17 protein-coding genes are annotated in these 19,852 nt (G+C 44.9%); 11 read left to right on the forward strand and 6 right to left on the reverse strand.

What is annotated here, in order from left to right; all coding sequences use genetic code 11:
- Positions 1-169: 169 nt before the first annotated feature.
- Positions 170-682, reverse strand: a complete 513-nt coding sequence (locus tag SHAL_RS18440) for a DUF3592 domain-containing protein (RefSeq protein ID WP_041416111.1) — start codon at positions 680-682, stop codon at positions 170-172.
- Complete coding sequence (locus SHAL_RS18445) at positions 669-1,175, reverse strand: hypothetical protein (RefSeq protein WP_012278629.1); 507 nt, start codon at positions 1,173-1,175, stop codon at positions 669-671. Before SHAL_RS18445 ends, SHAL_RS18440 begins: the two co-directional genes overlap by 14 nt.
- Positions 1,176-1,915: 740 nt before the next feature.
- On the opposite strand from SHAL_RS18445, the gene SHAL_RS18450 reads away from it, so the two are divergent.
- Positions 1,916-3,925 carry an ATP-binding protein gene (locus tag SHAL_RS18450; RefSeq protein ID WP_012278630.1) on the forward strand — a complete coding sequence of 670 codons (2,010 nt, stop codon included), beginning with the start codon at positions 1,916-1,918 and terminating at the stop codon, positions 3,923-3,925.
- A gap of 319 nt (positions 3,926-4,244) precedes the next feature.
- Here SHAL_RS18450 and SHAL_RS18455 read toward each other — a convergent pair whose 3' ends face one another.
- The 3 genes from SHAL_RS18455 to glnE form a co-directional block, all read right to left on the reverse strand.
- Positions 4,245-4,685: a hypothetical protein gene (locus SHAL_RS18455; RefSeq protein WP_012278631.1), complete on the reverse strand. Its 441-nt coding sequence runs from the start codon at positions 4,683-4,685 to the stop codon at positions 4,245-4,247.
- A 172-nt stretch (positions 4,686-4,857) separates the two neighbouring features.
- Positions 4,858-5,541, reverse strand: a complete 684-nt coding sequence (locus SHAL_RS18460) for a DUF4347 domain-containing protein (RefSeq protein ID WP_012278632.1) — start codon at positions 5,539-5,541, stop codon at positions 4,858-4,860.
- 260 nt (positions 5,542-5,801) lie between these two features.
- Positions 5,802-8,675, reverse strand: coding sequence for a bifunctional [glutamate--ammonia ligase]-adenylyl-L-tyrosine phosphorylase/[glutamate--ammonia-ligase] adenylyltransferase (gene glnE, locus SHAL_RS18465; RefSeq protein WP_012278633.1), 2,874 nt, complete (start codon positions 8,673-8,675; stop codon positions 5,802-5,804).
- A 351-nt stretch (positions 8,676-9,026) separates the two neighbouring features.
- Here glnE and SHAL_RS18470 point away from each other — a divergent pair, with 351 nt between their 5' ends.
- From SHAL_RS18470 to SHAL_RS18505, 8 genes are all read left to right on the forward strand, one after another.
- On the forward strand, positions 9,027-9,986 hold the full coding sequence (locus tag SHAL_RS18470) for a hypothetical protein (RefSeq protein ID WP_012278634.1): 960 nt from the start codon (positions 9,027-9,029) through the stop codon (positions 9,984-9,986).
- A 13-nt stretch (positions 9,987-9,999) separates the two neighbouring features.
- A complete protein-coding gene (locus SHAL_RS18475) occupies positions 10,000-10,899 on the forward strand; it encodes a DUF350 domain-containing protein (protein ID WP_012278635.1) in 900 nt (299 codons plus the stop codon).
- Positions 10,900-11,029: 130 nt separating this feature from the next.
- On the forward strand, positions 11,030-12,757 hold the full coding sequence (locus tag SHAL_RS18480) for a polyamine aminopropyltransferase (RefSeq protein WP_012278636.1): 1,728 nt from the start codon (positions 11,030-11,032) through the stop codon (positions 12,755-12,757).
- A 91-nt stretch (positions 12,758-12,848) separates the two neighbouring features.
- The gene (locus SHAL_RS18485) at positions 12,849-13,262 is read left to right on the forward strand and encodes a YjfI family protein (RefSeq protein WP_012278637.1); all 414 of its coding nucleotides are present in this window, start codon (positions 12,849-12,851) and stop codon (positions 13,260-13,262) included.
- A 12-nt stretch (positions 13,263-13,274) separates the two neighbouring features.
- Positions 13,275-13,964 carry a PspA/IM30 family protein gene (locus SHAL_RS18490; protein ID WP_012278638.1) on the forward strand — a complete coding sequence of 230 codons (690 nt, stop codon included), beginning with the start codon at positions 13,275-13,277 and terminating at the stop codon, positions 13,962-13,964.
- Between the two features lie 11 nt (positions 13,965-13,975).
- A complete protein-coding gene (locus tag SHAL_RS18495) occupies positions 13,976-14,626 on the forward strand; it encodes a hypothetical protein (protein WP_012278639.1) in 651 nt (216 codons plus the stop codon).
- Positions 14,627-14,744: 118 nt separating this feature from the next.
- A complete protein-coding gene (locus tag SHAL_RS18500; protein WP_012278640.1) occupies positions 14,745-15,074 on the forward strand; it encodes a hypothetical protein in 330 nt (109 codons plus the stop codon).
- Positions 15,075-15,132: 58 nt separating this feature from the next.
- Positions 15,133-15,945: a potassium channel family protein gene (locus SHAL_RS18505; RefSeq protein WP_012278641.1), complete on the forward strand. Its 813-nt coding sequence runs from the start codon at positions 15,133-15,135 to the stop codon at positions 15,943-15,945.
- 109 nt (positions 15,946-16,054) lie between these two features.
- On the opposite strand, the gene SHAL_RS18510 is transcribed toward SHAL_RS18505, so the two are convergent.
- Positions 16,055-17,542, reverse strand: a complete 1,488-nt coding sequence (locus tag SHAL_RS18510) for a CYTH domain-containing protein (protein ID WP_012278642.1) — start codon at positions 17,540-17,542, stop codon at positions 16,055-16,057.
- 232 nt (positions 17,543-17,774) lie between these two features.
- Here SHAL_RS18510 and SHAL_RS18515 point away from each other — a divergent pair, with 232 nt between their 5' ends.
- Together SHAL_RS18515 and SHAL_RS18520 are read left to right on the forward strand one after the other, a co-directional pair.
- Positions 17,775-18,455 carry a TIGR00153 family protein gene (locus SHAL_RS18515; RefSeq protein WP_012278643.1) on the forward strand — a complete coding sequence of 227 codons (681 nt, stop codon included), beginning with the start codon at positions 17,775-17,777 and terminating at the stop codon, positions 18,453-18,455.
- Positions 18,456-18,479: 24 nt separating this feature from the next.
- Positions 18,480-19,748: an inorganic phosphate transporter gene (locus tag SHAL_RS18520; protein WP_012278644.1), complete on the forward strand. Its 1,269-nt coding sequence runs from the start codon at positions 18,480-18,482 to the stop codon at positions 19,746-19,748.
- The last annotated feature ends 104 nt before the right edge of the window (positions 19,749-19,852 follow it).

Below are 19,852 nucleotides of genomic sequence, written 5' to 3' on the forward strand. Positions count from 1 at the left end.
ATTCAAATACGCCGAAAATCACACTTTGAGAAGTCAAATTGAGTCTGATAAGAGTCATATCAATAACGCTACATTTTACATGCATAAATGCGCGAAAGCCTCCATGTACTATTAAGGAAGCCTCGTCATCCATGCCTCACACATCGGCGAACGGTTAGAATAAAATCAGTTACACATTACGAACGATAAAACTGTCACGGTCAGAGGTCATCTGCAAATACATCAGATAACAGACGGGTATTAATATCAAAGAGAACACCGCCAAAGCCACAATCATAAACAGATGCATTGTTGGCTTGATAACCGCTGTATCTGGGTTGCTGGGGTTATAGTGCACTTGGATCTTCTTGTCACTAGGAAACTCTGCCACCAAGGCTTCGGCCTCCTCCCAAGAATAACCGGGGATGGCACCAGTGATGTCGGTCTTATTACTCTTGTGGTAGATTTTGCCGTCAACAGCATAGAAATACTCGATAGCAACCTCGTAATGAGAGTCGGCGCCGCTTCTTTCATGGTAGCGCTCAATGATCCAGCTATTCACCACCATCCCTTTAGTCGTTGGCCAATTAAAAGAAGCATGAAACTGATGCACTACATACGTTGCCAGGCCCACAGCAAAAGAGAACAGGATAAACATAAACCACATTAAATTTGAAACCTGCGACAGCTTAAACCGCTTCACTATTATTCACCTTATTACTATTCACGTGACTTTTCTCGCTGCTATCCACACTGCAATCCTCACTACTTTTCCCGTTACAGGCCTCATTAATAGCCATCAAGGCTCGATAGCTTTTCACTAGTCGAATCAGTGGCCATAGCGTGCCAATAATCAGCAATAGCGCCCCCAGAAAACCCAAGCCAAGCAGATAGCCAAACTCTTCAGCTCCGGTAGTTGAAAACAGCCCGCCACGATTAAATCTACTGGCTCCCCAAAACGAGGCAAAGGCCGCTAAATGCAGCCCTAGGTATAGCCATATTGACTGTAATAGAACCCAATAAGCTTGTTTCAAATGAGGGGTATTCACGTTACGCCAGCGAAATCCTGCCCAGCCAAGCAAGGCTATCCACAAGGTCGCGGCAGGCAACCAAATCCAGCTAAGCAGATAAATTACCGCCGCGGCTAGGTAACTGTAACGCACCGGTGCAAGTGAAGAGCACTTTGAAAAGTCCATTATAAATCCTTATTTACAGCGACTTTAGATAACACGCCATTAGATAACACGGCATTAGACTAAAGCGACTCTAGAAAGTCGTGCTGTAATACATCTTAGTTTTATTCTCTGGTATTAAGCCTTACTCTCCAAGGTATCCCTAAGGCAATGCAATCAAGCTCCGCTTGATAAAGGTCGTGGCTTGGCCACATATCAGGCTACGCCTGACTAAGGTCGTGAGCTTCCAGCTCACACTCGGCCAAGAGGTGATCAACAGCAATCCCCTCTTGCCCATTTCTTTCATAAAGAGTCCTGCCGCCCCGACGAAGTTGTAGATCCTCATACTCCAATAAAAATCGCCTAACAGCTCAGATGGGACATCTGATGTGAATGGACTCACAAATGCCGCGATGGCATGGATGCCAAAGAGCGGCCATGTCCCCCCGAGCCTGAACCATCATCCATGATGGTTCCACGGCATTATTTTGGGTAAAGAGTCATCTTCGTATTTCGGCAACTCCGATGGGGATTAGGTGTTCTCTGTCAGCTAATTCTCACCAACTAGCGATTGATTTAGGTTCAAGATAGAGGAGATCAGGAAAGTTTACCCAGCCCCCACATTTCAGAGCGTTAAACTAACTTCCTAACATAAGATATAGAAAGCTGACTCTATTTATTCTTAAAAAAGCTTTTTCTTTAACAAACAAGATGTTATTTATACTGCAAAATGTAACGCCATTAAAAGCGTCAAGGGATTGAGCATGAATCAATTTAGTGTTGAAACAACTAACATAACTTCAAGTGGTATCAAAAAGCACTTCAAGAAGTACATTAATACTCCAGAACAAGTCATATTTGAACTAGTGGCAAATGGGTTTGATGCAAAGGCAACTACTGTAAATGTCATTACAGAGGGTGACATTGGTACTAACCAAGTTGTAGTTTTAGACAATGGTGTAGGTATTAATGCAGAAGATAAGCACAAACACTTCTCTTGCTTTAATGATTCTCAGAAAGCAAATGATAACAACACTCAGGGTGCGCATGGTCGTGGTCGTTTATCTTTTCATCTGATCTGCGATAGAGCCGATTGGTATTCGCGTTGTAATGGTAAAGATATACAAATTTCAATCAGTAGTGATGACTTAGTTCATTATAACTTAAGTCGATTATCCACAAGCGAACAAAAGCATGAGCTCATCAAGTCGGACAGCGGTACTTATGTAGAGCTAAATAGATTCGAGAAGAACTTACCTGAAAATGACAAACTAGTTTCTAAGCTCCAATGTGAGTTTGGTTGGCGACTCGCTCTGAACAAAAACTTGAAGCTCTTTGTTAATGATGTTGAAGTCAAAGTTCCCTCACATAAATTACATACCAAAACATTTGAATTTGAAGATGACAAATTTGACATTTCACTTATTCGTTGGCAACAGAGACCGGGCTCTGAAAAGTCCAAGTTTTACTTTGTAAATTCTGATGGCAGAGTCAAATATAGTGGCAACACTTCGTTTAATAAAAAATCAGGCTTTTACCTTAGCACCTATGTCCAATCAAATTGGATAAATCGATTTGAAGCAGTTCCATTAACTCTAGATTTTAATGGTAATAATGACGGAAAAGAACCCGCTGGACCAAGATCTAAAGCATACAGTGAGCTAATTAATCACATTAAAATGGTTGGTCTTGAAATTTATACAGAGTTCCTCACAGCTCAAATTGACGAACAGATTGAAAAATATGAAGAGGATGGTTTTTTCCCTGAGTATCAAAACCTTAATGATATAGATGCTAAATGGAGAAGAAAGAACCTTAAGTCTATAATTAAAGAAATATGGCTTGCAGAACCAAGTACTTTCAGTAATTTAAAGTTAAAAGCAGCAAAAATTATAATATCTCTTTTAGACCGTTTAATTGTGTCTAATGAAAATGACTCTCTCATGTCCATATTAGAGAGTGTAATGGAGCTTGATGAGGAAAAACTGAATAGACTTAACAACGTAATAAATAAAACAACCTTGGAAAACATTGTAAGCACGATAGAGATGCTTCAAAGACGAGAAGATGTTGTAAAGAAATTAGAATATCTAATACTTGAACGATACCAAGAAGTACTAGAAACTCCTCACCTCCAAAAAATTATTGAGGCGAATACTTGGTTGTTTGGCGAACAATACTCTCTCATTGGCGCGGAAGAAGATGACTTCCAAAAGATCGCAATAAATCTTCGAGAGAAAGTTAGCAAATTAGATGACCTTAATATTACAGATTTAGATCCAATAGACATTAGTGAAGGGCTTCAAGTTGAAGGAGTACGCCGTCAAGTAGACCTTTTCTTAGCCAGAAGAAAAAAAGAATACGAGAATGGTAAACCATACTTTAAATGTACAATCATTGAGATAAAGCGACCAAGCGTAGCGCTAAACAAGACACATTTACGACAGCTCCAAGACTACTCTGAAATTATTAGTGCACACCCTGGATTTAGCTCTCAAAATATGCGCTTTGAATTCATCTTGGTCGGTAGAAAAGTATCTTCCAGTGACCATGGTATTAATCTAGCTTGGAACTCCTGCCAAAGCCATAACGAAACAGGTTTAGTATTTCATGCGCCAACAATGAAAGGATATGTAAAAACCTGGGCAACGATTACCAAGGACTTTGAACTAACCAATGATTACCTATTAGAAAAGCTGAAAACAAATCGGGACTCATACGAAAATGAAGCATCTAAAGACATAATCTCGGATCTTCAACAGAAATCAGCCTAATTGAACCACTCGAAAACTAACAGAAAACACCAGTTCCCCATCGGAGTTGCCGAAGTACGTTGGAATAAATCGCGTGAGGCCGACAGGGATGTCGGCGTAGCTTTCGCGGGGCAGGATGCCCCATCGGAAGCGTTAGCGATTTATCCATAAGTACGAGGGAGACAACTTCGTCTGGGGCGGCAGGGGAGATCCAAGAGGGGGTTGCTGTTGACCCCTTCTTGGCCGAGTGTGAGCTGGAAGCTCACGACTTTAATCGTTAGACGCAGTCTAACTTAAAGCTCAGGCGCAGCCTGATAAAAAAACAGTTTTTAGACGAAGTCTAAATAAACATGGCAATCATGCCACCCACCGTGGCTGCGGCCTTAACATATTGGCCTGCCGAATATGATGGGTCGCCATTCTCATCGATCTCTTCTGGATGATCGAGCCCAAGCGCCCCAAAGACAAACGACTCAAAGTCGCCATCTTCCTCTGCGTCAGCTTTCGGCACAGAGCCTTCAGCTTTAGGTAGAGAGCCATCAGCTTTAGGCAAAGCGCCGTCGGCTTTGCCTGCCACCTGCTCATTGGCAAGCTTTTGCTGAGCATCTGCCGAGATAGCAACATTGGTACTAGCGCCCACATTCGGTAAAGGCGTTGCTTGAGTCGCTGCCGTTGCTGTTTCATTAGCAACCTTGGCCGGTGTATTAACCAGCGCATTTCCCACGGCATTACTCACGGTCGCACTCACATTAGCACTGACACTAGCACTCACAGAAGTCATCAAACCATCCTCTAATTAATCCCTTTTACAACAGCGGGATATACTAGTGCAGATAGTAAGCAGGAAACCGCTAGCGTCAAAGTAAATTTTGTCGAAAATTTGATACAAAACGTATCCCCAAATAGTGCGCCTATAACCCTAATCTTGCCAAGGTTGATCTGTGCCCCCATTTTTAGAAGCTAAATGTGGAACGATTCACCCATAATGGTTCTTGCTGATGAGGCTTCATATAAATAACATCGATATTCATCTGCGTCATATTCGCTAATATGCCAACAAACTCCTCCCCTGCATGAGTAGGAGTAAGGTTGGTCGTGTATAACAACATTTTACTACCGTGGGTAAATTGAGAACTAAATTGCCCGAGTGAAGCTTGGTGTTCGACTAGGTAATGTTTATCAATCCATCGACCTGCAAGGTAAATGGCTGAGCTTGAGGCCTTGGCTATGATGGTAACATCTGAATAGAGAGGCTCTGCACTTAGCGCCTGGTTTATCTGCTCAAACGGCTCGACATCCTCCTCTAGAATAAGCAGATGTAAATCGCCTCTAAAGGCTGATAGTAACGACTCTATCGGCTCTACAGAGCAGTCTAATATGACCAAGTTTGCGCTAGGTTTTGAATTAATTAAAGCACTTGGCATTTTCGTTACCTTGAGCAGGTCTTCTCCTGCTAAGGCATCATTAACAAATAGCAGTAAACACAGTAGTAGCAGCCAATAGAGTGGCAACTCACGTATATAAGCCATCTTAGATTTAGCGAGTACGGCACTAAGCGAGATAGCCTTAAAAATATTTATCCCTGTTAAACTATCGTTAAAGGTGGTGTAGCGGCTTATCTGCTTGAGCGAGTTCATAACGAGCACCGAGCTAGAAGACTGAATAATCTAACACCTGCATATAACAAACCAAGTTAACTTATGACCTCAATTCAGAGACTTACAAATAGGAAAAAACAGCTATCCCTTTTGATGCTGTACGAGTCTTAATCTGCAATGCAATTTGCCATTAGCTTTATGTTTTCACGAGCATAAAAAATCCCCCACAGGGTCGCTGCGGGGGATGAGATTTCACTCTAGCGCTAACTATTGGGCTAATGCTTAGCCTAGTTATTCGCTTAAGTTATTCGCTTAAGTTGTTCGCCTAAGATCTGGTGGTAGATAGCTTCAACCCGCTCACTATGGGACTTGACGGCATCAATGGGTAACACGCTTTTCTTCTGCTGCAGCGTCAACCTATGGCACTCATCACGCAGATGGCAGTAGGCTTGAGTTAACGCCTGCGCACTATCTAAGGGCAACAGCTCAAGTTCAGCAAGCTCGGCAAATATACGCACGTTATCAGACCAAAACGACAATGCTTTATGTTGATTGCTATGTGCCAGCACTAAGTATTGAGCAATAAACTCAATATCGGCAATACCGCCACTGCTTTGCTTAAGGTCAAACATGCCCGCTTCGACTTTTAAAAGATGATCGCGCATCTTAACCCGCATATCTCTCACATCTTTTGCCAAGATGGCCATATCACGCTCATTTTCTAACACCTCAGCCCTGAGTTCATTAAAGCGCATAGACAGTGCAGTATCACCAAACATGAAACGTGCTCTGACTAAGGCTTGATGCTCCCATGTCCAGGCATCGCTGCGCTGGTAATCACCAAAGTGTTCTATCTCGCTCACCAATAACCCCGACGCGCCAGAGGGTCGCAGGCGCATATCGACTTCATACAACTCGCCAGAGTTAGTACGGGTCGAGAAAAAGTGCAGCACTCGCTGGGCCAGCTTTAGGTAAAAGTGGCCGATATCGATGGCTCTATCACCATTGGTCAGCCCGACTTGACTGCCGTTATGCAAAAAGACTAAGTCAAGATCTGAGCCGTAACCGAGCTCAATGCCACCCGCTTTTCCGTAACCTACAACCGCAAAGCCCATCTCATTATCTTTAAGGTTTTCTGGTACACCATGACGAGCACTGACCTGTGCCCACGCCTGATGCACCACCTGCTCGATAATCGCTTCGGCCAAGAAGGTTAAGTGATCGCTCACTTCCATCACTGGCAACACCCCTGTCACGTCTGCTGCGGCAATCTTTAACTGCTGTGATAACTTAAACTGACGTAGCGCTTCCATCTGTTGCTCTAAATCATCTTCCGGCACACGCAGCAGATATTGACGCAATTCACTGCCGTAATCGTCTAACGGCGTGGTGTCATACAGCTGGGCAGGATCGATCAACTCATCGAGCAGCATGGGAAACTTCGCCAGCTGCTGAGCAATCCATGGACTGGCGAGACAAAGACTAACGAGCTGCTGCCTTGCCCCTGGGTTTTCACACAAGAGCTCAAGATAGGTGGTACGCGTTAAGATCTGATCCAGCACCTTTGACACCGGCTCAAATGCCTTCGAAGGAGTTGCCACCGAGGTAAACTCTGACAATAGCTTAGGCATCAACTTGTCTAAGGTTTCGCGCCCCCTTGGACCAATAGTGCGGCGCGCCACAGTCTCGTGCCAGCCGTTAAGCAGCGGCCAAAGCTTTTCATCATCGATCCCCTGCTCTTCTAAAATTGAGAGCGCATGCTCATCTTCATAGGCGCTCCATAACTGCTGAGTCCACGTCTCGCTTTGATCCTCATGAATATTACCCCCAACAGTTTCCAGGAAATGGCTGTGGATCTGTCTCATGGCCATTTCAATCTGCTCCCGCAGATCCATTTCGGTATCGGCGTTGAGGGCATAGCATAAACGCTGCCAATCAAGCGCTTCACTAGGTAATGTCTGGGTTTGCTCATCGTTTATCGCTTGCAATAAGTTTTCAACCCGGCGCAGTAACACATAGCTATTTTTTAGCTCATCGACGGCCAAGTACTCCAGCTGTCCTAGCTGGTACAGAGTATCAATGGCTGCAAACAGGCTCTGCTGCCTTAATGTGGGCTCGCGGCCACCACGAATAAGCTGAAAACTCTGCACCACGAATTCGACCTCTCGAATACCACCGGCGCCGAGTTTAATATTGTCAGTCAACTTACGGCGGCGAACCTCTTGGGTGATCAAGCCCTTCATCTTGCGCAGTGATTCTATCGCCGAAAAATCTAAATAACGGCGATACACAAACGGTCTGAGCAGATCATGCAGCTCGTCAGAGTCGGCAGTCCAAGGCCCTAGTGCTCGCGCCTTTATCATGGCATAGCGTTCCCAATCACGGCCCTGCTCTTGATAGTAATCTTCCAGCCCGCTAAAGCTAACCACTAATGGACCACTTTCACCATAGGGGCGCAGGCGCATATCGACGCGATATACAAATCCGTCAACCGTGACTTGGTGGAGCAAGTTAACCAAGCGCTGGCCCATGCGAATAAAGAACTGCTGGTTTTCTAATGCACGCCTTCCCCCAACCGTTTCACCGTGTTCAGCAAAGGTAAAGATAAGGTCAATGTCTGACGAGAAGTTAAGCTCACGACCACCGAGCTTGCCCATCCCTAAGATGAGTAACTTCTGTGGTTTGCCTTGGCTATCGCTTGGAGTACCGAGCGTGGCGCACATCTCGCGATATAACCAATCTCGACCCGCTATAATGAGTGCCTCGGCCAAGGCGGATAGATCTAATAATGATTCTGCTAATTCGCTGTAACCAAGAAAGTCACGCCAAGCGATACACACCATCTGCCGATTACGGTATTGACGCAAAATACGTTTGGCTTGCTCTTCATCGGTAGCGGACTCGAGTAAGTTAGCCAGTTCACCATCGAATGTTTGGCGCTCAATATTATGCAGTGCATGCTTAAATAATGCGGGGATCCAGTGGGGGTGGCGACACAGCTGGGTTGCAATAAAATCACTTAGCGCAAAAACCTGTTTTAATTCATGTCGCTGCTCTTCTGTCAGAGTGACTAGCATATCCTCGGCGCTATCAGTGAGTCTTTGCCAATATCGTTCTGCGGTCTCAGCCATTTGAGTGCTGACAAGCTTATTACCCAGTGTAGCCGTGCGCATAATAATCCCTAACAATTTTGTATGTCGACATATTATGTCGTTAATGATATAGATAGAGCGTAAATAAATGTGAGCAATCTTTGGCGTTTATGTTGGCCTGTTGAGACTATTTTATCTAACTGAGCCATGAAAACAGGATCCGTAGTATTTTTATGCTCTAATAGGCAATACTATACTCAAGCCGTAACAAATGCGTAAGACCCAATTATTTCTCTTGTTAATTCAAGGTTCCAGCAAGTGAATAATGGCTTAATAAGCTAAGATAATACCAGCCTTTTGGCTCAGTATATCCTCGCATTTGGTGATAGTGATTTGGCCACTTTAAGCAAAACAATCGAATTTGGAGAAACTATGGCAGGAATGCTAACCCGCGTTCTCACCGTCATACTGGCACTCGCCCTCGCAGGATGTGGCGATGATAGACCAGAGCAAATTGCAAAGTATCAGCAGCTGACTCAGCAACGCCTCGATACTCTGAGCACTATGCTGAGCGACGGTCAGGTACGTAATGCTAATTTGCTCAAACAATACACCCAAGTATTGGAAAGGCAAAAACCAGACTTAAGCCCACTGCTCAACGAGCTTGCCACCGACGCTACTAACCGTGGCCCGATGTTTACCTCGCTGACGCGGCGATTGACTGAATCTCAAAATCCAGCCAATTTTATCGATCTCGATCAGCAGCTGACTGAAGTTGAAAACCTCTACCAAGCAGCCGATCCAAGCTTGTACAACGATATGCTGTCAGATCCCCTCAACGTGGTCGCTGACATGTCTGATGGCGCGCTCGCAAGGGTGAACTCCATTAGCCGTGAAGCCGCAGCGCTTGCTAATGGCGCCGAAGACTTTGGCGCGGGTAGTCAGTTAGTGGGTAACCCCTCTTACGGTAGCTGGCAAACGGGCTCTAATGGCATGTCATTTTGGGCTTGGTACGGCATGTACTCCATGTTCTCTAACCTGACTCGCGGTCCAATTGGCTACGATCGCTGGTCGAGTCGCCGTAACTATAGCTATTACAACGATGTTGGCCGCTACCGCTACACCTCGCCAAAACAGGCTAGAGCACAGACTCAAACCTATGAGCGCACTAAGAAACAGTTTAATTCTCAAGGTCGTAAGTTTGATAGCCCCTACGCCAAGTCGCGTACCGGCTCAACGAGCCTTTCGAGACAAAGTAGCAGTACCCCAAAAGCCAGTTCAACAGGACGCACTGCGAGCAGCAAGAGCAAGTTCCGCTCTAACTACTCTAAGGACAGCAGCTTCCGTAATTCCAGCAGTCGTACCACTCGCGGTGTTCGCCGAGGCAAATAATTAAGGAACTTTTATGACATTTTTAGAAAACTATGGCCTCACTCTCGATCTACTGATTATTCTGGTCATCGATATCGCCATTGCAGTATTGCTTTTAACATTAATGCGTTACCTGCAAGGCTGGACGATTAAGGTCAATAGTCGCCACGAACTGGCTGAAAACGATAACTTTGCTTTTGGTATTAGTACTGCCGGCGCAGTAATGGCGCTAGGTATTGTACTAACGGGGGCGATTACCGGTGAAGCCGCCGAGTCGTACTTGGTTGAAGCCATTGGCATGACGGCCTACGGTTTGTTTGGTCTGGTATTGATTAAGCTCGGTCGTTTTTTACATGATAAAATTGCGCTAAACGATATTGATAAAAATGCCTTAATCATCAAGGGCAATGTCTCTGTTGCGATTGTTGATGCGAGCGCCGCGATTGCCACTGCGATTATTATTCGCTCGGTATTAATGTGGGCAGAAGATCTTACCGTTTACACCTTTATTGCTATTTTTAGTGTCTTTGTTATTTCACAGCTGATGTTAGTACTGCTGACTCGTGGCCGTGAGAACCGCTATGCCAAGCGTAACCAAGGTGCATCGATGCAAAAGGCTATCGCCGAAGGACATGTGGCATTGGCCATTCGCCATAGCGGCTATATGCTTGCCATGGCATTTAGCTTTAATGCTGCTAGCCACTTTATTATCTTTGACCCACACGCCTATGTGGCAAATCTAATCGGCTGGTTAATCTTCTCTGTGGTGATGCTACTTTCTCTATCACTACTGATCACCTTGATTAAAAAGTTGGTGCTGGCCAAGATCAACCTATGCGAAGAAGTTGAAAAGCAGCATAACATCGGTCTGGCTTTCGTCGAGATGGCTATTAGCGTGTCTATCGCGATTATCCTCGCCGCCTTGATGGCTTAGATGAGATAAAGGGAGCGCTTGATACGCTCCCTTTTCTCTTATCTTATTTCGCGATCATCCGTAAAAACGATCTCTAATAAAAAATATCTCCAATACAAACTATCTCTAATCAATAAGCAACTGACACCCAATGCAAACCGACTCAAGCAGCACGACGACTTCAACCAATAATGACACCATAGAATCAGGCAAACTCGGCTGGTTCGATGATATATTACTACTCGGTATTATGGCCGTGCTCGCGGGCTGCGGCCTGATTTATGAATACCTGTTATCACATTATGCCGGACGTATTCTAGGCGCGCTCGAAGCCGCCATTTACACCATGATCGGCCTCATGATCGTCTCTATGGGAGTCGGCGCTTTTGCCGCCCGTAAAATTCGCTGCGCCTTTACCGGTTTTGCCGTTTTAGAACTGTGTGTTGCCCTGTGTGGCTCACTGGCTATCTTAATCACCGCCGCCGTTATTGGCTTTGGCCAGCAATTACCCTTAATCATTGCGAATACCTTAGGCCTGCCAGCAGATCAGCTCCCCGATGGCGGCTTTATTGGTGCCTTACAAAAACTTAGCGAATATCTGCCTTATGTGTGGGGCGTATTGCTCGGCCTAATGATAGGCATGGAGATCCCACTGATCGCAAGGGTGCGCCAAGCTTTGTCTGAGGCGCACCTAATGCACAACGCCGGCACCATCTATGGCGCAGACTATGTTGGCGCAGGTATTGGCGCGGCTATCTGGGTCGGCTTTATGTTGGCGATCGATATTCAGCTGGCGGCGGCGCTCACGGCGAGCTTTAATCTACTAGCTGGTTTTATCTTTATCTGGCGCTTCTGGCATCAAATTCGTCATGTAAAGCTACTGTTAGTGGGTCATTTTATCGCGACCGGGATTTTGGTACTGCTAGCCCTACATGGTCCTCAATGGGAGCAGAATTTTAATAATCTGCTTTATAAAGACAAGGTGGTTTATGCCAAGGCGACTCGCTTTCAGCAGCTGACCTTTACCGAGCGTTTAAGAGGCAACGGTCTAGGGCCTGTGCATTCACTGTATATCAATGGTCGCTTGCAGTTCTCTAGCAGTGATGAGCATATCTACCACTCATTCTTAGTACATCCGACCATGGCGGCCAGTGCTCGTCACGACAAGGTGTTAATCATTGGCGGCGGCGATGGTCTTGGCTTAACTCAAGTGCTGCAGTGGCAACCTAAGCAAGTCACCCTGATGGATCTAGACAGCGAATTGGTTAATCTTTTTAAGCAACCATCGAGTGATATGCCTGAGAATTTGAGTAAGGCACTATTGGCACTCAACCAGAATGCGCTTAACGACCCACGGGTAAGAATTATGTATGACGATGCCTTTAACGGTGTCGATAAACTGCTGGCGAAAGAGGAGAAGTTCGACGCCATTATTGTCGACCTACCCGACCCTAGCCATCCAGACCTTAACAAGCTCTATTCCGACGCTTTCTATTTAAAGCTTAAGGAACTAATGAGCAATGACGCTGCCTTAACCATACAGTCGACGTCACCTTATCATGCCCCTAATGCCTTTATCTCTGTCGGCAAGACTTTGGAGCTTGCCGGATTTAATGTCGATCAGTACCACCATAACGTACCTAGTTTTGGTGAATGGGGCTGGAGCATTGCCACCTTAGGTGGTAAAAGTGCTCGAGTTAGGCTACAAAGTGTGCAGCAACTGCCCGTTGACGATCCTTGGCTAACTCCAGGTCTAATCCATGCCGCCTTTGAGTTTCCGGGGAATTTTTACCAGGACAAGCCAGAGATTAAGCCCAATGTTTTAGGTTCAAGCCAGCTGTATCAATACCATCAGCAGGCTTGGTTAGAAAATCAGTAGAGTTTATTTTTGAATCGTAAAGATAGCACTTGACATATTATGTCGCGGTGTTATCTTTAATCACAGACATAATATGTCAATAAGGACAAATATGAATATCCACACAATTGCCAACCACCTAAATGAACTTGGCGACAACAGCCATACTGGCTTTCAATTTGATTGTTATCCAATTAATGGTGACGTGGAAGTTTTACAAGTTAATGTTGTTGGCCGAGAAGAGATCCCGGTATTTGTATCGGTAACGGACAACCAGATCCTTTGCATCAGTTATTTATGGGGCGAGGACGAAGTAAATCAAGAGCGCCGCAGCGAGATGTTTGAGACCATGTTAGAGCTCAACATTCCAATGCCACTGTCATCGTTTGCCAAAATTGACGATAAATACGTGGTCTACGGCGCACTATCTGTGCACTCAAGCATGCAAGAGATAGAACAAGAACTATCAGTACTTTCTGATAACTGTCTCGAAGTTATCGACGAACTTGTCGATTACCTTAAATAAAGGAGCCACATTATGGGCATTCTAAACAAAATTCTTACGGCCTTCCGTGGCGGCGCTACTGAAGTTGGCCAAGGCATCGTTGATGCAAACTCTACACGTATTTTTGAACAAGAGATCCGTGATGCAGAAAAACACCTCACTAAAGCTAAGCGTGACTTAACGGAAGTGATGGCAAAAGAGATGCAAGCTAGCCGTGAAGTCGATCGCCTAAAGCGCTCTGTAGCAGAGCACGAAGGCTATGTGACTCAAGCCCTTGAAAAAGGTAACGAGCCTCTAGCACTTGAAGTGGCTGAAAAGATTGCACAGCTTGATCAAGAACTAGCAGATCAACAGTCTGCTAACGACAGCTTTAGCGCCCATGCGACTCGTCTAAAAGAGCTAGTGCGTAAAACTGAACGCCAATTGACTGATTACCAACGTCAATTGACTATGGTTAAGACCACTGAAAGCGTACAGAAAGCGACGGCGACGATTACCGACTCGTTTGCTGGCAGCAACTCAAAGCTGCTTAACGCTAAAGATTCTCTTGAGCGCATCAAGGCACGTCAGCAGTCATTTGACGACCGTCTAAAGGCTTCTGAAACCTTAGCGGAAGAGAATAGCGACAAGGCACTGCATGACAAACTAGCCCAAGCGGGTATTGGTGAGCAGAAGTCTAACGCAAATGCTGTGCTTGATCGCATTAAAGCACGTAAAGGCTAAAGGAGACTGACGTGGGATTTCTAAGCAGCCTATTTGGCAAAAAAGAGGAACCTAAACGTCAACTCGACCACCCATCAAAACTCAACAAGGGAGATATGATCTCCCTTGATGACAGTTTTGCCTTGCCACCACAACTTCGTGGTCAGCAACTGCGAGTTGAAGCGGTGAATACTTACGAGTATCAGCGTAAGCAACAAACTGAATGGGTGTTAAAGGGCCATAGTGGTGATGCTATTTTTCTCAGTCTCGATGAAGACGATGAAACTTACTTAGCCCTCTCGATTAAAGTGAATCGAGGCCTAGTTGAACAACTTTTCGATCTTGATCAGTTTAGTGACATTTTCGAAGAAGCTGGTAAAGCCGAGCTTGATACACAAACGCTGTCAGCTGAGTTGAATGATTATGAGCAGTGGTTATCACCTCACTATCATCAGGTGACGTCAGGCAGTTTTGGCTATTTCCATCGCCAAGACTACCGTGGCCTAAGACCGCCGCAAGACGCGGACGGGTCTACTGGCGACGCGTTTGAGTCTTATCAACTACTAGACGATGATGAAGACAAGGCTGTCGATATAGAAGTGTATGAAGGAGGCGAAACAGATGTCATGTTAACCCTCTACCGTCCACTGACTGATATTCGAGAATATTGGCCTGGCACATAAACTAATGGTTCTAAAACATTCTGTTTTAGAGCCATTTTTTGTTTCAGCTCCGGTGAGTGGTAGCATAAGCCATACTCCGCATGTTATTTTACGGATGAAAAATTCAGGTACCGCACCCATGACCAAACAAAAAAAGACCTTACCCGCACAGTGGCAACAAAATCAAAAAGCAGCCAAAGCGACGCAAATTGCCTTCGATATGGATGAAAAATTCCAGTATGCCATTCGTAAAGCAGCGCTCGATGCAGGGGTGAGCCCATCTGATCAGATCAGAGAAATATTGGGATTAAGTGTGACTAAACGGCCTAAGCGCCCGCGCCTAACCGTATCGCTCAGCCCCAGTGATTATGAAATTTTAGCTGAGAAATATAACCTCTCTGCAGAGCAACAACTTGAAATTAAGAAATATGTGTTAGATGATCTAATACAATTTAGTGCTGATAAATAGGCACAAACTCAGGTGCCATCTGGAAAGTAAGTGGTACCGAAATAGATGGATCTAAGCCATGGCAAATAAAAAGCGCTGGCTACTGCAGCCGGAAACGCCTCCCACTCCAATTCAGCTCGCGATGATGCTGCTATCTCTGCTGTCAGTGGTTGTGGTACTCGTACTCACGTTTGGTCGAGTTAACGAGGAAACCAAGCGCTTGCTGTTTATGATAGATTTCAGTATCTGCCTTATCTTCATGTCTAATTTCTTTTACGAACTCTTTAAAGCAAGCGATAAAACCGACTACCTAAAAGGCCATTGGATCGATTTTATCGCCAGTATCCCCGCCATTGAAGCCCTTAGAATGGCGCGTCTATTCCAGATTTTGCGAGTTGTGCGGCTTATCCGTATGACTCGCTCGCTTATCGTTCCCATGCTCAAACAGCGCAGGCAAGCCACCATTGCTAGCTTGTTAGTTGCACTTATCACCATCTTAACCTTCTCGTCTGTATTAGTACTGATTGTTGAGAGTGGTGTTGAAGGCGCCAATATCGACACCGCCGAAAGCGCGGTCTGGTGGGCGTTAGTCACTATCTCTACCGTCGGCTATGGTGATTACTACCCTGTAACGACTGCGGGCCACATTATTGGTGCCGTTGTTATTGTCTGTGGCGTGAGCTTTTTTGGGGTCATTTCAGGTTATATGGCATCTGTTTTTGTGTCGCCTGATGAAACAGAAAAACTCGATAGTCACACTGAGGAGTTACGCTCTGAACTCAATACTAGCTTGATTAGGATGGAGAAAAATCAACAGATGTTACTCGCGGAAATAGCCGAGCTGAAACAAGAGATTAAACAAGTCAACAATGACAAGCCTGAGCAACCGTAAGCTCTTTTTATAAAGCTAAAATAACGTAAAAACAAAAAGCCCACATCACGTGGGCTTGTTGTTGAGTATCACTTCTTTCAACTGAATGACATCGTTAAACTAATTGCGATTAGCGCCAATAGGGCTCATTTTTCATCGCGCTGCGGCGCGAAAATTCCATCGCTTGCACTAAACTCTGCTCTTTGTTCTCGAGCCAGTCTGTAATATCTAAGTATGCAATCTCACTAATCAGCTTTAGTTGACGATAAGCGGCTAAGGTTCGGATCCCTAACGCTAAATCTTGCCAAGGTGCTCTAAATTGATCACGAGACTTCTCTGAGTAAAGCTCGCCATAGGCCACACCAACAAAAATACTGTCATCTAGCGCCTTAGCAACTGAGAGATAATCGGCGCTACTTAAGTCATTATCCAGTGGCATCACATCTAAGATCCGTTGCCAGGAGTTCTCCTGCATCTGGTTAGCAAAGTGTCTGAGTGCTAATTGTCGATTAATGCTCACTTGGCCATCGCCGATCTGGGTCAATAGATCGACCAAATGAACTTGCAACCTACCGTAGCAAATATCAGCCAGCAATTGCTCCAGATGTCCGATGATATCTAACTGCTGCAAGCTAACCAAGGCGACATCGACCAAGGCTTGCTGTTGAGGTAACTTAGCAATCAGTGCCGCGTCATCATCAATGATGCTGTATAAACTCAACGCCTCTTCAATAAAATTGAGTCGCTGCTCAATACAATCAAAATCCGCTTGAAAAGAGTCTTCAAGCAGTTCGAACTGTTTTAGCGTGCTTTTCAGCAAACGGATACACGCCCGCAATCGATAACTCAATATGGGCAATGCTAATAGATTTTGCTCAGGATCGAGCAGCATAGATTCTATGGTTTGCCAACGATCTAATCCCAGAGTTAATAGGTTAATGGCCACTTGCTTTAGGCTCTGGTGGGGTTCAATCTCGATAAACTTAAGTGCATCAATAGTTTCTGCGCTAGATTGGCCCGCTAAACGGTAACCTCGCTGCGCTTTACTGGCCTTGCCCAAACGTACAGGTACTGCTCTGCTCACGATACCAGCTAACGTTAATAACGCGCTGGTATCACCCGCTAATAGCTCAAATTCTAATTCACAAATAGGATCTACGGCTTCATTAACACGGATCTCACCGATATCTAAGGCGACCTCGACCAAGCTGTCATCGACAAAAATATGCCAACGCTGACGCTCGAAATCAGTATGAAACAAACAGTAAAGTGCCGACTGTGTTTGCTCAATATTTTCCTGTTCAGGCCAAATTTCAGTTGGGAATAAATTTAATTGGGGAAATTTTTGATCTATATCAACATTATACTCAGGTCGAGAGTGGATCCCGCCAACAACCTGACCTTTTGTTTTAATTGTTTGCTCTAAATGTTGATTAACGCCCCTAACTCGCAGTCCCATGTCCCACTTTCTTAAGGTCAGGTCAGGGGTGTCAAAGTAACTGTTTGTCAGTTTTTCTATACCTTTAGCATCGCAATTAGGTAAGCTATCTAGCAGGTTTATAAGGCTTTTCTTATTATTTTCATTAAAGAAAAGTTTGAGTTCAATCTCGGCTTCCATCGATGTATTATTCACCTTGTCATCAAAAATTAATCAAACTGTCACTAAAGTTACACACTGTAATATTTCTGCAATAATACAACCGTAGGATCCGCTTTGCAGTTAGGATATAACTAGCTAGAATAAAAAACTGTTAATCTAAATCGAAAAACACAGTTTTCTTACGCGGCCGCTTGGGTTAACATGCGCCCGCTTTTTCCAATAGTGGAATAACCAAAATAGGTACACGGCAATGCCAGTAAACTCTATTTTAGGCGTGTTTGCAAAATCGCCAATTAAGCCTCTTCAAGAGCATATCGACAAAGTATACGACTGTGCGTCATTACTTGTCCCATTTTTTGAAGCTACTGTCGCAGGAGACTGGGACAAAGCCGTTCAATTGCGTAAGCAAATAAGCTTCGCAGAGCAAGAAGCAGATTCACTAAAACGTGAGATCCGCTTAACTCTGCCTGGCGGTCTGTTTATGCCTGTCGAGCGCACTGACTTACTGGAGCTACTAACCCAGCAAGATAAGATTGCTAACAAAGCAAAAGACATTTCCGGCCGCGTCATTGGCCGACAATTAGAGCTACCTCAAGTAATTCAAGAGCCATTTATTGCTTATTTACAGCGCTGCATTGATGCAGTCTCGCTGTCTAAAGAAGCAATTAACGAACTCGATGATCTGTTAGAAACAGGTTTCAGAGGCCGTGAAGTGGATCTTGTCGCTAAAATGATCGCAGAGTTAGATTCTATCGAAGAAGATACTGATGATTTACAGATTAAGATCCGTAGACAGCTTTTCTCCATCGAATCTGAATTAAACCCTGTAGATGTAATGTTCCTCTACAAGATAATTGAGTGGGTTGGTGACTTGGCAGATCTTGCCGAACGAGTCGGTTCTCGCTTAGAGCTAATGTTAGCTCGCGTCTAATCAAAAGATTATCAAGGTAACAACATGGTTGATGTATTAGTCACCAACGGCCCGTGGCTTATTGGTATTGCGGCGCTATTTGGCTTTTTAATGGCATGGGGTATTGGCGCCAATGACGTAGCCAATGCAATGGGAACCTCTGTAGGTTCGAATGCGATTACAATTAAACAAGCGATTATTATCGCTATGATATTTGAGTTTGCTGGTGCGTATCTTGCTGGTGGTGAAGTAACCAACACGATCCGTAATGGCATTATCGATTCATCTTACTTCACTCAATCTCCTGAACTATTAGTTTACGGTATGATTTCAGCATTGCTTGCTGCAGGTATTTGGCTCATTTTTGCTTCGGCACTGGGCTGGCCTGTATCGACCACTCACTCTATTGTCGGCGCCATTGTTGGTTTCGCCGCTGTAGGTGTTGGTAGTGACGCTGTTGAATGGGGTAAAGTGGGTGGTATCGTTGGTTCATGGGTCGTCACCCCGGCAATATCAGGCTTTATCGCCTTTATAATATTCCAGAGTGTGCAAAAGCTCATTTTCAACACTGATAATCCACTAGAGAACGCGAAGCGTTACGTTCCTTTCTATATGGCTCTTGCTGGCTTCGTTATGTCGCTAGTAACCGTTAAGAAAGGCCTTAAGCATGTCGGCCTCGATTTTAGTAATGTCGAAGCGTACGGCTTATCATTGATACTAGCTGTGTTGGTCGGTATCGGTGGTATGATTGCGATTAAACGTCTTAAGATGGACTCTAAAGCGGATCGTCAAACACAGTTCGGTAACGTTGAGAAAGTATTCGCTATCTTAATGGTTGTGACCGCGTGTTGTATGGCATTTGCTCACGGTTCTAACGACGTAGCTAACGCGATTGGCCCTCTAGCAGCTGTAGTGTCAGTTGTAGAAAGTGGCGGTGTGATCAGCAGTAAAGCTCCACTTGTCTGGTGGATCCTACCACTAGGTGCTGTCGGTATCGTTCTGGGTCTTGCTATCTTTGGTCAGCGTGTAATGCAGACCATCGGTAAGAACATTACTCACCTAACACCAAGTCGTGGTTTTGCTGCAGAGCTTGCAGCAGCGTCAACCGTTGTTATTGCGTCTGGTACAGGTCTTCCTATCTCAACGACACAAACCCTAGTGGGTGCAGTTCTGGGAGTAGGTATGGCTCGCGGTATTGCAGCAATTAACATGGGTGTTGTTCGTAACATCGTAGTTTCTTGGGTTGTTACCCTTCCAGCTGGTGCTGCTCTTTCAATCATATTCTTCTTCATGATTAAAGGTATTTTCAACTAAGGTTGAGTAACATTCGCTTTACAAAAACGACGTAATTTTAAGGGAAGTTTGATAATTTTTGTATCAAACTTCCCTTTTGCGTTTTATCACTCTTTTGCCACTTG

Origin of the sequence: Shewanella halifaxensis HAW-EB4, from assembly GCF_000019185.1 — a bacterium.
GTDB classification, from domain to species: Bacteria; Pseudomonadota; Gammaproteobacteria; order Enterobacterales; family Shewanellaceae; genus Shewanella; species Shewanella halifaxensis.

What these genes read in the sequence shown, in the direction of transcription:
- SHAL_RS18445 (WP_012278629.1), bottom strand. Translation starts at nt 1,175, where the DNA reads ATGGACTTTTCAAAGTGCTCTTCACTTGCACCGGTGCGTTACAGTTAC.
- SHAL_RS18450 (WP_012278630.1), top strand. Translation starts at nt 1,916, where the DNA reads ATGAATCAATTTAGTGTTGAAACAACTAACATAACTTCAAGTGGTATC.
- SHAL_RS18455 (WP_012278631.1), bottom strand. Translation starts at nt 4,685, where the DNA reads ATGACTTCTGTGAGTGCTAGTGTCAGTGCTAATGTGAGTGCGACCGTG.
- SHAL_RS18460 (WP_012278632.1), bottom strand. Translation starts at nt 5,541, where the DNA reads ATGAACTCGCTCAAGCAGATAAGCCGCTACACCACCTTTAACGATAGT.
- glnE (WP_012278633.1), bottom strand. Translation starts at nt 8,675, where the DNA reads ATGCGCACGGCTACACTGGGTAATAAGCTTGTCAGCACTCAAATGGCT.
- SHAL_RS18470 (WP_012278634.1), top strand. Translation starts at nt 9,027, where the DNA reads ATGGCAGGAATGCTAACCCGCGTTCTCACCGTCATACTGGCACTCGCC.
- SHAL_RS18475 (WP_012278635.1), top strand. Translation starts at nt 10,000, where the DNA reads ATGACATTTTTAGAAAACTATGGCCTCACTCTCGATCTACTGATTATT.
- SHAL_RS18480 (WP_012278636.1), top strand. Translation starts at nt 11,030, where the DNA reads ATGCAAACCGACTCAAGCAGCACGACGACTTCAACCAATAATGACACC.
- SHAL_RS18485 (WP_012278637.1), top strand. Translation starts at nt 12,849, where the DNA reads ATGAATATCCACACAATTGCCAACCACCTAAATGAACTTGGCGACAAC.
- SHAL_RS18490 (WP_012278638.1), top strand. Translation starts at nt 13,275, where the DNA reads ATGGGCATTCTAAACAAAATTCTTACGGCCTTCCGTGGCGGCGCTACT.
- SHAL_RS18500 (WP_012278640.1), top strand. Translation starts at nt 14,745, where the DNA reads ATGACCAAACAAAAAAAGACCTTACCCGCACAGTGGCAACAAAATCAA.
- SHAL_RS18505 (WP_012278641.1), top strand. Translation starts at nt 15,133, where the DNA reads ATGGCAAATAAAAAGCGCTGGCTACTGCAGCCGGAAACGCCTCCCACT.
- SHAL_RS18510 (WP_012278642.1), bottom strand. Translation starts at nt 17,542, where the DNA reads ATGGAAGCCGAGATTGAACTCAAACTTTTCTTTAATGAAAATAATAAG.
- SHAL_RS18515 (WP_012278643.1), top strand. Translation starts at nt 17,775, where the DNA reads ATGCCAGTAAACTCTATTTTAGGCGTGTTTGCAAAATCGCCAATTAAG.
- SHAL_RS18520 (WP_012278644.1), top strand. Translation starts at nt 18,480, where the DNA reads ATGGTTGATGTATTAGTCACCAACGGCCCGTGGCTTATTGGTATTGCG.